At 62.0% G+C, this 12,861-nt stretch carries 14 protein-coding genes; 6 read left to right on the forward strand and 8 right to left on the reverse strand.

Features of this window, described 5'->3' with window-relative positions; all coding sequences use genetic code 11:
- Together rpsA and gloB are read left to right on the forward strand one after the other, a co-directional pair.
- A complete protein-coding gene (gene rpsA / locus ABVV53_RS03800; RefSeq protein WP_353983426.1) occupies positions 1-1,854 on the forward strand; it encodes a 30S ribosomal protein S1 in 1,854 nt (617 codons plus the stop codon).
- Between the two features lie 152 nt (positions 1,855-2,006).
- Entirely contained in the window at positions 2,007-2,768 is a 762-nt protein-coding gene (gene gloB / locus ABVV53_RS03805; protein WP_353983015.1) for a hydroxyacylglutathione hydrolase, read from the forward strand.
- A gap of 151 nt (positions 2,769-2,919) precedes the next feature.
- Here the strand turns inward: gloB and ABVV53_RS03810 are convergent, their stop codons facing one another.
- From ABVV53_RS03810 to ABVV53_RS03845, 8 genes are all read right to left on the reverse strand, one after another.
- Positions 2,920-3,489: a F0F1 ATP synthase subunit B family protein gene (locus ABVV53_RS03810; RefSeq protein WP_353983016.1), complete on the reverse strand. Its 570-nt coding sequence runs from the start codon at positions 3,487-3,489 to the stop codon at positions 2,920-2,922.
- A complete protein-coding gene (locus ABVV53_RS03815; RefSeq protein ID WP_353983018.1) occupies positions 3,482-3,976 on the reverse strand; it encodes a F0F1 ATP synthase subunit B family protein in 495 nt (164 codons plus the stop codon). The genes ABVV53_RS03810 and ABVV53_RS03815 overlap by 8 nt, the downstream gene beginning before the upstream one ends.
- A 91-nt stretch (positions 3,977-4,067) precedes the next feature.
- Positions 4,068-4,292: a F0F1 ATP synthase subunit C gene (locus tag ABVV53_RS03820; RefSeq protein WP_007013775.1), complete on the reverse strand. Its 225-nt coding sequence runs from the start codon at positions 4,290-4,292 to the stop codon at positions 4,068-4,070.
- A gap of 39 nt (positions 4,293-4,331) precedes the next feature.
- Positions 4,332-5,120 (reverse strand): F0F1 ATP synthase subunit A, encoded by a 789-nt coding sequence (locus ABVV53_RS03825; protein ID WP_353983021.1) that lies wholly within the window; start codon positions 5,118-5,120, stop codon positions 4,332-4,334.
- A 59-nt stretch (positions 5,121-5,179) separates the two neighbouring features.
- Positions 5,180-5,500 carry an AtpZ/AtpI family protein gene (locus ABVV53_RS03830; RefSeq protein WP_353983023.1) on the reverse strand — a complete coding sequence of 107 codons (321 nt, stop codon included), beginning with the start codon at positions 5,498-5,500 and terminating at the stop codon, positions 5,180-5,182.
- A 195-nt stretch (positions 5,501-5,695) separates the two neighbouring features.
- Positions 5,696-6,100 carry a YdbL family probable chaperone protein gene (locus ABVV53_RS03835; RefSeq protein ID WP_353983024.1) on the reverse strand — a complete coding sequence of 135 codons (405 nt, stop codon included), beginning with the start codon at positions 6,098-6,100 and terminating at the stop codon, positions 5,696-5,698.
- Positions 6,100-6,369 carry a YnbE family lipoprotein gene (locus tag ABVV53_RS03840; protein ID WP_353983025.1) on the reverse strand — a complete coding sequence of 90 codons (270 nt, stop codon included), beginning with the start codon at positions 6,367-6,369 and terminating at the stop codon, positions 6,100-6,102. Before ABVV53_RS03840 ends, ABVV53_RS03835 begins: the two co-directional genes overlap by 1 nt.
- Positions 6,366-9,554, reverse strand: coding sequence for an intermembrane phospholipid transport protein YdbH family protein (locus tag ABVV53_RS03845; protein WP_353983026.1), 3,189 nt, complete (start codon positions 9,552-9,554; stop codon positions 6,366-6,368). The genes ABVV53_RS03840 and ABVV53_RS03845 overlap by 4 nt, the downstream gene beginning before the upstream one ends.
- A gap of 52 nt (positions 9,555-9,606) precedes the next feature.
- Here ABVV53_RS03845 and radC point away from each other — a divergent pair, with 52 nt between their 5' ends.
- The 4 genes from radC to ABVV53_RS03865 all read left to right on the forward strand — a co-directional run bounded on the left by radC (position 9,607) and on the right by ABVV53_RS03865 (position 12,855).
- Positions 9,607-10,332, forward strand: a complete 726-nt coding sequence (radC, locus tag ABVV53_RS03850) for a RadC family protein (protein ID WP_353983028.1) — start codon at positions 9,607-9,609, stop codon at positions 10,330-10,332.
- On the forward strand, positions 10,332-11,066 hold the full coding sequence (locus tag ABVV53_RS03855; protein WP_353983029.1) for an NRDE family protein: 735 nt from the start codon (positions 10,332-10,334) through the stop codon (positions 11,064-11,066). Before radC ends, ABVV53_RS03855 begins: the two co-directional genes overlap by 1 nt.
- 50 nt (positions 11,067-11,116) lie before the next feature.
- The gene (gene purB, locus ABVV53_RS03860) at positions 11,117-12,430 is read left to right on the forward strand and encodes an adenylosuccinate lyase (RefSeq protein WP_353983030.1); all 1,314 of its coding nucleotides are present in this window, start codon (positions 11,117-11,119) and stop codon (positions 12,428-12,430) included.
- Between the two features lie 74 nt (positions 12,431-12,504).
- Positions 12,505-12,855, forward strand: coding sequence for a LapA family protein (locus ABVV53_RS03865; RefSeq protein ID WP_353983032.1), 351 nt, complete (start codon positions 12,505-12,507; stop codon positions 12,853-12,855).
- The last annotated feature ends 6 nt before the right edge of the window (positions 12,856-12,861 follow it).

Raw genomic sequence — 12,861 nt, forward strand, 5'->3', positions numbered from 1 at the left:
CTGAAGGACGCCGCGACCGGTGTTCGGCCGCCGCGGCAGTTCGGCCCTTTTTGGCCCGCTTGTCCGCATGGTGCGGCAGCGGAGGAAAGACCGGCGGAACCAACCGCCTGGCCGGAAAAAACAACACAAGAGAGACACTTAAGCATGGCCACTATGGCAAATCCCACTCGCGATGATTTCGCGAAAATGCTCGACGAGCAGCTTGGTGGAGCCGGCGATGAAGGCTTTGAGGGCCGCGTCGTCAAGGGCACCATCACCGCAATCGAAAACGACAAGGCCGTCATCGACGTCGGCCTCAAGAGCGAAGGCCGCGTGTCACTGCGCGAATTCGCCCGCGGCGAAGACGATCACGGCCTGAAGGTCGGTGATGAAGTCGAAGTCTACGTCGACCGCGTCGAGAACGCAGACGGCGAAGCGATGCTGTCGCGTGACCGTGCGCGCCGCGAAGCCGCCTGGGACAAGCTTGAGAGCGAGTTCGGCGAAGGCAAGCGCGTGGACGGTGTGATCTTCGGCCGCGTAAAGGGTGGCTTCACCGTCGATCTCGACGGCGCCGTAGCCTTCCTGCCTGGCTCACAAGTCGATATCCGTCCGGTCCGCGACGTCGGCCCGTTGATGGACATCCCCCAGCCCTTCCAGATTCTCAAGATGGATCGCCGCCGCGGCAACATCGTCGTGTCGCGCCGCGCCGTCCTCGAGGAAACCCGCGCTGAACAGCGCAGCGAGCTGATCGACAAGCTGACCGAGGGTCAGGTGATCGAGGGCGTCGTCAAGAACATCACTGACTACGGTGCGTTCGTCGATCTCGGCGGCATCGACGGCCTGCTCCATGTCACCGACATGAGCTACAAGCGCGTCAACCACCCGAGCGAAGTCATCAACATCGGTGACACCGTCAAGGTGCAGATCATCCGCATCAACTCCGAGACGCAGCGCATCTCGCTCGGCATGAAGCAGCTCGAGAGCGATCCTTGGGAAGGTGCGACCGTCAAGTACCCGGTCGGCGCCAAGCTGCACGGAACCGTCACCAACATCACCGAGTACGGTGCGTTCGTCGAACTGGAACCGGGCATCGAAGGCCTCGTCCACGTGTCCGAGATGTCGTGGACCAAGAAGAACGTCCACCCCGGCAAGATCGTCTCGACCTCGCAGGAAGTCGACGTCGTCGTGCTCGAAGTCGATTCCGAGAAGCGTCGCATCAGCCTTGGTCTCAAGCAGGCCATCGGCAACCCCTGGGAAGATTTCGCCGAGAAGCACCCGGTTGGTTCGCAGGTCGAAGGCGAAGTCAAGAACGCGACCGAGTTCGGTCTGTTCATCGGCCTCGATGGCGACGTGGACGGCATGGTCCACATGTCCGACATCGCTTGGGGCATCTCGGGCGAAGACGCGCTGGCTCTGCACCGCAAGGGTGAGCAGGTCTCGGCTGTCGTTCTCGACGTTGACGTCGAGAAGGAGCGCATCAGCCTCGGCATGAAGCAGCTCGAGCGTGGTGCTCCGGCAGCTGGCGGCGTCGCAACCGGCGGCACTGGTTCGCTGCGTCGTGGCGAAGTCGTCACGGTCACGATCCTCGAAGTTCGGGACGGCGGTCTTGAAGTACAGGCCGGCGACGATGGCGCCACTGGCTTCATCAAGCGTTCCGACCTCGGCCGCGATCGCGACGAACAGCGTCCTGATCGCTTCCAGGTGGGTCAGAAGCTCGACGCCATGGTCATCGGCTTCGATCGCTCCAAGAAGCCCAACTTCTCTGTCAAGGCGCGCCAGCTCGCCGAAGAGAAGGAAGCCGTTGAACAGTACGGTTCGTCGGACTCGGGTGCGTCGCTCGGCGACATCCTCGGCGAGGCGCTCAAGAACCGCTAAGGCCAAAGCTCAGGCGGCGTTCCAGGACGTCGCCTGCGCATCCTGTCGGCCTCGGCCGAGACCTAGACCACAAGCAAAAGCCCGTCCGGTTCGCCGAGCGGGCTTTTTCTTTGCGTTGAGACGGCTAGAACCGCTCGACGAGGAGATATGTGATGCTCGAAGTCCACCAGTTCCCGTGCCTGTCCGACAACTACGGCTTCCTGCTGCATGACTCGGAAAGCCAGGAGACCGTCTGCATCGACACGCCGGACGCCGACGAGTACCTGAGCCAGGCGCGCCACCGAGGCTGGCAGATCACTCAGATTTGGAACACGCATTGGCACCCGGACCACGCCGGCGGAAACGCCGCCATCAAGGCCGCCACGCACTGCCAGGTCATCGCTCCCGAAGGAGAGGCGTCGAAGATCGAGAGCATCGATCGTGCGGTGCGAGATGGCGACATTGTCCGGATCGGAGACTACAGCGCGCGCGTCATCGACGTCGGTGGCCATACCATGGGTCACGTGGCCTTCCATTTGCCCGAAGCTCACCTCGCATTTGTGGGGGATTCGCTTTTCGCTCTTGGCTGCGGTCGCATGTTTGAAGGGTCACCCTCCCAGTTCTGGCAAAGCCTCTCGCGGCTCAAGGCGCTGCCGCCTGAGACTCTGCTGTACTGTGCACACGAATATACTGCATCAAACGCCCGCTTTGCGCTGCATGCCGACCCCGACAATGTTGCGCTGGCGGAGTACGCAAGGGAGATCGCCGCTAGACGCGCGCGCGATCTACCAACGGTGCCTACACGGCTGGAGCGTGAACTTGCCACGAACCCGTTCCTGCGCGCTGATGATCCGCATCTTCAAGGCAGGTGGACAGAAGGCGGGGACGCGGTAGCGACGTTCGCCGCTCTGCGGGCAGCCAAGGATAATTTCTGACGTTTTCTACGCCGCCAACTCGCGCCCCAACGATCGCCGGCAATCCGCTGAGATGGTGAGTTTGGCGCCTTGCGAGCGTAACTTGAGAGGACAAAAGAAAAGCCCTCATCAACGATGAGGGCCTCTCGTCACTCAGCGAAAGCGAAAACGATCATATCGTGCTGATCGACTGCTCCACCAGAGTTCGATCCGCTTCCGCCGTATAGTTGCGGCGGATCAGATCTTGCGCTGCACCTGTGGCAGCCAACGCAGCTTTGGCGCGGACTTCGGCCAACGCAGCCAGTTCGGCAGCACCAATGCGATCCTCCGCCATCTTCTCGCGACGGGCAATCAAATCGCGGGTATCCGTTTCGGCCTTAGCAACAATTGCCTGGGCTTCATGCCGCGCGTGCTCGATCATGGACGTCGCGTCCTTCTCGGCGTTAGCAATTTTGTCAGCGTACTCCCTGCGGAGCGCTTCGGCCTCGGAACGAAGCACCTTAGCCTCTGCCAGCTGAGCCTTGATCTCATTGATCTTAGCGTCGAGGCCGCCAGTCACCATCTTGTGAGCGCCCTTCCACAGAGCGATCAGGATAAGCACCAGCATCGAGGCACTGACAACCGCAACGGGCGGCGCCACTCCCAGTAGCAACGGCTCGGCATGGTGAGTTTCAACGCCGGCGTGCACACCGTTTTCGGCGGGAATACCATGTTCCGCTTCAGGCATTGCAGTATCAGCCATGAGCCATCGTTTCCTTGACTGCGGACCGTGCGGCGCTTTCCTCAACCGAGAGACCAGCAATGCGGCTCACAATGTCACGGGCCGCGTCAGCCGCAACATTCTCAATCTCTGCGACGGCAGAAACACGCGCCTCGGAGATGCGAACTTCTGCGGTGGCAAGCCGCTCGTCAACCACGCGTTGCGCTACGGCAAGGCGCTCGGCCGAAGCAGCGGCCGCCTTTGCGCGAGCCTCTGCAATTACTGATTGCGCCTCGGCGCGGTTAGCGTTTTCACGCGTACGCCAAGCTTCTTCCTCGGCATCCGCTTCAGCGCGAGCGCGTTCGGCGGCGGCGAGGTCATCAGCAATCTGGTTGTCTCGCTGTGCGACGGTGTCCATCACCTTGGGCACCATTCCACGTCCCACGACGAAGAAGATGAGGCCGAAGAAGATGAGCAGCCAGAAGATCTGGCTGGCATAGAATTCGCCCAGCTGTGCGATCTGAGGCATGGATCAGCCCTGTCTGGAAACGGTAATACTCGCGCGGGCGGCGCGGCTGCATCGCCTCAGGGCGATGCAGCCAGCACCAACGTTCAACTGATCAGGCGAAGATCAGCAGCGCCGCGACGACGAACGAGAGCAGGCCCAGAAGCTCGGCACCGGCGAAGCCGATGAACAGACGGCCCTGCTGCGCGTCGGCAGCGCCCGGGTTGCGCAGCGCGCCTTCGAGGAACTTGGCGAAAACCGAACCCACGCCGATGGAGGCGAGACCGCAACCGATTGCAGCGAGACCGGCACCAAGCAGCTTTGCAGCTTCTGCGTCCATTTCAAAAACTCCCTTTTTAAAACCGTTAGTCGAGAAAGATCAGTGAAGGTTCTCAGCGTCGTTCAAGTAGACGCAGGTGAGAAGCGCGAAAACATAGGCCTGGATGCCGGCGACGAGCAGCTCGAGCGCACAGATACCGACCATGAGGATGAAGCTGGGCAGACCGGCTATCGCAAACAGGCCGATATTCGCATTGCCGCTGCTGATGACGAAGCTGGAGAGCACTTCCAGCAGAACGTGCCCGGCCATCATGGCCACGAACAGTCGCAAGCCGAGGCTGAACGGACGAACCAGGAATGAGATCAGCTCGACCACAAAGATCAGAGGGATCATCAATAACGGCGTACCGTGGGGCACGAACAGTGAGAAGAAGTGCAAACCGTGCCGCACAAAGCCAACGATGATCACGATCGCAAAGGTCAGGATCGCGAGGACACCCGTGGCCGAAAAGTGACTGGTGAACGTGAATGCGTGCAGCCCGATCACTCCAAGCGGGAGCAGTCCGAGGAAGTTCGCAAACAGGATGAACATGAACAGCGAGAAGAGGTACGGGACATACTTTTTCCCGGCCGGACCGACGTTTGCTGCGAGCAGGCCGTCAATGAAGCCGGTGAAGCTTTCCACGGCCATCTGCCATCGGCCGGGAACAAGCTGCCGCTTCATGCCGCCAGCAACAAATAGCACCAGCAGAGCAGCCGATATTGCCATCCACAACGCTGAGTTGGTGAAGGGTATATGGTAGCCTGCGATCTGCCAGCTCTCCGTACCGAACAGGGGTTCGATAGTGAACTGATGCATCGGATCGACTTTGCCCGCCTCGGCTGCCACGTCTTGCCTCTTGCCTTACCTAGAACATGCGCAACAGCGCCCGAGCAAATCCAGCAGGATCAGTCGGAACGCCGGTTCGACATCCGGATGATGTTCCTGAAAGCGACGATGATCCCAAGGAACATCATCACCAACAGACCCCAGGGCGCGGTTCCGGCAAAGTGATCAATCACCCAGCCTAAGAACACGCCTCCCACGATACCCCCCAACAAGTCAGCGAGAACACGGTTTCCGGCACGATAACTATCGTCCGACTCCGGGTTCCCCGCCGTCTTGATGCGCTCACCCTCACGCTCTCGAGCGCTACGAAGCCGCTCGTCAAGCGCATTAATGCGCGCATCCTCGCCAACAGGATCTCGTGCGTCAGCATCATCGTTCATGCCAGCCCCCCATTTTCATCAGGAACTTGTGACACGCCCGACGACCTGCCCGCCGTAGGCACCGGCCCATTAAGATGGGGCTAGTACCAAGTCAACCAGTGCAGCAGCGATGATCGGGTTTATCCCGAGCATGTGTCCAAGGTGCGCTGGTACTGCGGCCTAGACGCTACAGCTACATCCCCGCTCCGAAGCCGATCAAGGACAACGTGGATCGCGCTCAGGGGCGCCAGAGCCGCGCGTCTGCCAACCGCCGCCCGGAGCCTGGTACTTTTCGCCAGGAGCGGTGCGTTGGATGAGGATGCAGCCTTGGGTAAAGGCATACTCCTCGACAGTAGCGTTCTGCGCGGAAGCCCGCTGCGTGTAATTGGCGCGGCGCTGGATGTTGATCTTATCGACGAGCGCGCGAACGTCAGGCGAGGCTCCGCCCACGACACCAAGGTAGCCGTCGGGCTTCTCACCGATCTGACCAGCGGCGCGTGCTGCCGCGTAAGCCGGATCGCGCTGAGCCCAGACTGGACTAGCAACGCCAGTGGCCGCCAACGCAGCAGCGCCAGCCAAGATGCTCCAGCGGCGCAAGGATAATTGAACGAGGTGTTTCATCAGAAAATTTCCGGATTGGCTTCGATGTTCTGCTTCACGTCTTCAGCAAGGCGGTAGATTACCTCCTGCTTGATGTTGATGTTCAGCTCAATGACGATGGGCTTGTCGGGAGCGTTCACCGAAATGCAGCCTGCCAGCGCCATCGCACCTCCCAGCAACACCGCCACTGCGATGCCGCAGCGGCTTAAGCTGTCCGTCTTTGATCGCTCCTGCCGGACGCCATCTCGTGACGTCGGCGGATTGGAGGCGGTCAGATGTCGGAACGTCATGGCATTGTCTCGCTTGCGGGAGGCTGAATGGGGTTGTCCGAGGTGTCGATCGTTACGCTGGGGGTTCTGAGCCGCGGCAGCGGACGTCCGTCGGCATCGAGCAAGCCGAGCGAGCGCGGATCGCGGACATACGAAGAGTCGTAGAGCGACTTGAACGACGTGATGAGTTGCAGAAACGGAGCACGCAGGTTCACGTTGAACTGGATCGGCAGCTTACCGATCCGCCGCGTGATGAAGTTTCGAGAAGCGCCCTCGCCCTGCGTAACGCCCGAGAAGCGCAGACGCGTGATGATCTCTCCCTCGATGGCGCCGTTCATGCCGATGCTCATCTCGCGGTAATCGAGGGAGCGCAGCGCATCGAAGGCGAAGTTAGCCATCGGCGACAGGTCCTTGTACGTGAGCTCCCCCACGTAAGAGACGTTGCCGCCGGGTGGCCGGGAGTTAAGCAGGCCGTCGACCACGCGGCCGCCGTTCTGATCGAATACAAGCGGAAGTGTGCCGTCGAAGATGCCCGTCGCGTTGAGATTCGCGATTTCGAGACGCTGCACGAACAGAGCGGCATCGGCGCCGGTCAGTTCCAGCGTATAGCGTTGCACATCATCGCTCCCGACGATCATCCGTGTCGGCAACAGCCGGAGAGTTCCGCCCATAAAGGGCCACTGCCCTCCCCGGACATCCACCACGTAGCCCGACTGCAGTGCGAACGTGATCTCGCCCTCATTGACCTCAATGCCGGGATTGATCGATGCGACGCGCAGCCGCTGGTCCGGCGCCGTGACGAGGCCAAGGAGATCTGTAAATCGGATCGTTCCCGACACACCCTGGACCGGGCCAAAGGCGGCGGCGAAGTCAAACTTGTCCGTAGAAAAACTGCCGGTGCTGGTCACACCCACTTCGTTCCAGGCTATCCGGCCGCGCCCGCGCACGCTCCCTTCGGTATTGGCAATGACGCCCAATGCCAGAGTGGTGAGCGTTTCAGGCTGGAGATCCTTGTCGAACGTGACACCCTCAACCGCAAGATCGGCACGGCCGCGGCCGGTGGAAAGATCGTGCTGGATCGTCGCCAGCACGACCGAGCGGTCGCTCTGCGGTTCACGTAGAAGCGCCCGAGCCTCAATCACGTTGTTCTTCAGCGTAAGGCTCGCATCGCGGGCGACAAGCGGCTGAAAGCGATCGACCTGCTCGCGGTCCTCAAGTCGAAAGGCGGCATCGCTCAACGTGAGGACACCGCCGGCATACCGCCAATCACCGCGCGTGTTATGCAGGTCCAGCGGCACACCGTTGAGCAAGACGTCGGAACCGTCAAAGCTGCCACTCAGCTCTTGCTCTGCGCGAGCGGTGAGGCTTGCGATACGGAAGCGCGACGCAGTGTCGACGGGTCCGAGGCTGACATCAACTTGCCTGGCAGTTATCAGGCCGGGGTAGGCGAATCCGACGGGTCCGCTGGCGATGCGAATCGGAGTCTGGCCGAGCCGGCCGGTCAGATCGAGCGCAGCGACTCCGCCGGCAACGTTCACGTTCCCGGAAGCGAGGCGCACAAGCGGGCGGCCGCGCACAGGACAGACGGTCAGCCGGCGCCGATCGATCGAGAGGTTGGCGACCGAAAGGCCATCGAACCGCACCTCGGTACACTTGGGCCAGAGCGCGAGCGAGCCGCCCGCCCAGACGCCATCAACCGGCAGAATCAAGTTTTCTGCGCGACCGCCGGGGAGATCGCCGCTCATGTGCATTTCACCGGCAAAGCTGAACTCGCCAGCGGAAGATTGAACTGCGGCAAACTTCGGTAGTGCGAGACTGGCGTCACCGGCGCGGTACTCGGGCATCTGCATGCGCACCGCCACGTTCCCGTTCTCTGTCCGTTCGACGCGTCCGGCGATTCGCGGCAAGCCCTCGCCCCCTGTGGCGTAATTTCCGCTGATGCGTGCCAAGGCATCGTCTTTCGTGAGAATCTGCACCCGCGAAACCGCAAGCAGTGCCTGCCTGCTCCTGCCCCGGAGACTCGCGCGCGGAACGACGACGGAAAACCCGTCCTTGCTGCCCCGCGCGAGGAAGTTGCCATCAAGAGTGCTGTTCTGCGATTCGCGTGCCAGCGCGCTGCGGAACCGAGCCAGGAGAGGTGCGAGCAACGTGCCCTCCCCACCCTGTTGCGCTCGCGCGAGGACGCCATCCAGCATCGCACCACTGGCCACGTCGCTCGCCTCGACATCGCCCTCAATCTGGAGCCGTGCCAATCGCGGCCCTGCTCGCAAACGCCCGGAGAGTTGAATGCGCCCTGCAGTGACGTTCGTCGTACGCAGATCCCTGGCGGAAAGATCGTACCGTGCGGTCAGTTGGTCATTGCGATACGTGAAGTGCGCTGCACCTCCCAGCCGCTGGAGGGCGCTCTCTTCCACTTTAGCGCGGCCGGTCCTGAGCTCAAGCTGCCCCTCGAGGCTGTCGAGAGACTGCCCGAGAGTGACGTCCACCTTCATGCCGCCTCTGGCAAGTCGCAGGCGCGGTTCAGCACATTCTAGAGTGTCCAGTCGCAACGGACCTGAAAGACGCGGCCTTTCGGCTTTCACTGTTATCCGGGCGTATGCGGTCGCTTGGGTGATCGTGCACCCGTCGAGGGCGAGCCTGGGAGCTACCGCTGCCATCGCGCCCGTGAATCCGTTGCGAAGCGACCCCGCGCCATCAAGCTTGATACCAACCGACCCGTAATCCGTCTGGATTGCAGCTCGCCCGTCGATGACCGCGATGTCGAGGTCAGGCAGCCGGAAAGGCTCTTTGCTTCCGGTGAACAGCACTTTGTCCAGAGCGCCGAAGCTTGGCTGGCCGCCTTCAATGCTGCCATAGAGCCGCGGCCGCACCAGCGTGATCCGGCCGATGCCGGGAAGGCCGAATCGCAGCCGGGTTGCCACTCGCACCTCTGCGACGGTGAGGTCTGGACTGTCCGGATCGCCGATCACAAGGTTGCGGATGATCTGCTCGTCCGGACCGACCGCAGTGACTTCGTAGGTGCCCGCGAGACCCAACTCAGAGAGTTGGCCCGCTATATAGTCGCCCGCGATCGTCTTCCGGCTCAGCCAAGCGTACGCAAGCACGAGGGCCAGCACGAGCAATGCACCGCCCAGCAGCAAACGAAGCCGCCTCCTGGGCGGCTGCATCGAGCTTTCCTCGGCCGGCAAATTGTCCTCTTCAACCATCCGTTGCCTCACTTGCGCTGGCGAACCTTGAAAGGCAATGAATTCCCCGACGATGGCTGACGAACCCGACTTCTTCGGAGCACCCCAGGATGCTCCGCCGCCTCCCGGCCAGGACGCCAGCGGCCATCGCGGGCGGCTGCGGCAGCGTCTGCTGGAGGGCGGCGACGAAGCGCTTGGCGATCACGAGGTTATCGAATTGCTACTGATGCAGGCAGTTCCACGGCGGGACATGAAGCCGCTCGCTCGAACATTGCTGGACCGCTTTGGTTCCCTTGCGGGTGTGCTCACCGCCGATGCGCGGACACTCGCGGCTCATCCCGGGATGGGCGAGGCAACAGCCGCCGCGCTCAAGGTCGTCACGCTGGCGGCGCGTCGCCTGGCGCGCCAGCGCGTGCGGGAGGCACCGGTGATCGGCTCCTGGCAGTCGCTGATCGATTACCTCACTATCGATATGGCCCACCTCACCCGCGAGCGGGTCCGCGTTCTATACCTCAACGCACGCAACATGCTGATCCTCGATGAGCATGTGGGCGACGGTTCGATCGACGAAGCGGCAATCCATCCCCGAGAGGTCATCCGCAGGGCCCTTGATCTGGGTGCCACGGCGCTGATTCTCGTCCACAATCATCCCAGCGGGAACGCGCAGCCCAGCCGGGCCGATATCGAAATCACCAATCGCATAGCCGAAGTGGGTCGGCTTCTGGGCGTAACCGTACACGATCATATCGTGATTGGTCGCGAAGGGCACGTGTCGCTGCGCGCTAAGGGACTGATCTGATGTGCGTTGCCGCAGTCGCATGGAAGGCGCATCCACGGTGGCGATTGGTCGTTGCGGGTAACCGTGATGAATTCCACGCTCGACCTGCTGCTCCGCTCGCCGCTTGGGACGACGTGCCCGGCATCATCGCAGGCCGCGACCTCACAAGCGGCGGAACTTGGCTCGGCATTCACGAGGCAGGCCGCTTTGCTCTCGTGACAAATTTCCGCCAACCCGAAGGCCCGCAGCCCAATCGGCCTTCGCGCGGAAAACTCGTCACTGACTTGCTGGAAGGTCGCGTTCCCGAGCACGTCGCTGACATGAATGCGTTCAATGTCATTCATGTCGATGGTGCGGATGCGTGGTTCCTGTCTAACTTTCCCGAAGTGCGCACCGCACCACTGGCTCCAGGTGTTCATGGTCTCTCTAACGGTGGTTTTCATGACCGGTGGCCCAAGACACGACGGGTTGAAGCTGCGGTGTCTGAATGGATGGCGCAGGATAGCAGCGATGTAGCCGCCCTGCTCGTCTCCATGCGCTCAGAAACGCCTGACTCGACTCTCGCCCGTCCCCGGGAAGGGCCCGAGCCGCGGTTCGCTCCGGTGTTCATCCGTGACGGCGTTTATGGCACCCGCTGTTCCACCGTCGTCGCCATCGACAGCGGCGGCAGTGGCATGATCGTCGAGCGCCGTTTCGATTCCCTCGGAAGTACGACTGGCGAAACCCGGCTGGACTTTCGCTGGCCCGCCTCCTAGCGGCTCCGACGAAGGCGAGCAGCCTTCAATGACAGCCGAAGGAGTTCGCAATGGTACCCCGCTACGCCCGTCCCGCGATGACCGCGATCTGGGAGCCCGAAGCGCGCTACCGCATTTGGTTCGAGATCGAAGCACACGCGGCGGTCAAGATGGGTGAGCTCGGCGTTGTACCGGAAAGCGCCGGGAAGGCACTCTGGGACTGGTGGGCGACCCGCCCCAAGATCGACGTTGCGGCGATCGACGCCATTGAAGCCGTCACCAAGCACGATGTCATCGCCTTCCTTGATTGGGTGGCACAGCAAGTCGGCCCGGAAGCGCGGTTCATGCACCAGGGTATGACGAGTTCGGACGTGCTGGATACCACGCTGAACGTTCAGCTCGCCCGTGCGGCAGATATCCTCCTGGAGGATCTCGACGCCCTCCTCGCTGCCATCAAGCGGCGCGCCGAAGAGCACAAGTACACCCCCACCATCGGTCGCAGCCACGGCATCCACGCGGAACCCGTCACATTCGGCCTGAAGCTGGCGCAAGCGTATGCCGAATTCGCTCGCTGCCGGACGCGCCTGGTCGCCGCGCGCGAGGAGATCGCGACGTGCGCCATCTCCGGCGCGGTGGGCACTTTCGCCAACGTTGACCCGTCGGTGGAGGCATACGTCGCCGAGAAACTGGGCCTCGAAGTCGAGCCGATTTCCACCCAGGTTATTCCGCGCGATCGCCACGCGATGTTCTTCGCCGTACTGGCTGTCATCGCCAGCTCCATCGAGCGTTTGGCCATCGAGGTTCGCCACCTCCAGCGCACCGAAGTTCTTGAAGCGGAGGAATATTTCTCGCCAGGGCAGAAGGGCTCGAGCGCGATGCCGCACAAGCGGAACCCGGTACTCACCGAAAACCTCACGGGGCAGGCCCGCATGATTCGCTCTTACGCGCTTCCCGCTATGGAGAACGTCGCGCTTTGGCATGAGCGCGATATCTCCCACTCCTCCGTCGAGCGCTTCATCGGCCCCGACGCGACGATCACCCTCGACTTCGCGCTCGCCCGTCTAACCGGCGTGATCGACAAGCTGCTGGTCTATCCCGAGCGGATGCAGAAGAACCTCGATCGCATGGGCGGCCTTGTGCACTCGCAGCGCGTCCTCCTTGCCCTTACCCAAGCTGGCCTCAGCCGGGACGAATCCTACCGCCTCGTTCAGCGCAACGCGATGAAGGTTTGGGAAGCCGACGGACAGCTCTCCTTGCTGAAACTCCTCAAGGCCGATCCGGAGGTTGCTGCAGCTCTGCCTGCCCAGACAATCGAGGAGAAGTTCGACCTCGGATATCACTTCAAGGAAGTGGACCGCATCTTCGTTCGCGTTTTCGGCGGCTGAGGCTGCCCGTTCAGGGTTCCCAAGCACGATGTTAACGCTTAGCATCGTGCTCTGAGGCGGGAGGGAGCGAGACCATGCAGATCATCCGCACGATCGTCTGGATCATACTGACGGCGATCCTTGTCGCTTTCATCGCGATGAACTGGACCAAGGTACCGGTCAACTTCTGGCCGCTGGACGGGGGGAACTACGTCCACTTCGAGTGGCCGGTCGGGATCGTGGCGCTGGTGTTCTTTCTCCTGGGCGCGGTGCCAATGTGGCTTGTTCATCGGACCGGAAAGTGGCGCCTGAAGCGGCGCATCCATTCGCTCGAGAACACGATGCTGGCCACCAGCTCGGCTCCGGTACCCAGCACGCTGGAAGAAACAACGACATCCATCCCCGAACCTGCAGCGAATCGAAGTGCAGCGGGTCCCGAAGCCTGACTCTGG

Origin of the sequence: Novosphingobium kalidii (genome assembly GCF_040534015.1) — a bacterium.
Lineage (GTDB): Bacteria > Pseudomonadota > Alphaproteobacteria > Sphingomonadales > Sphingomonadaceae > Novosphingobium > Novosphingobium kalidii.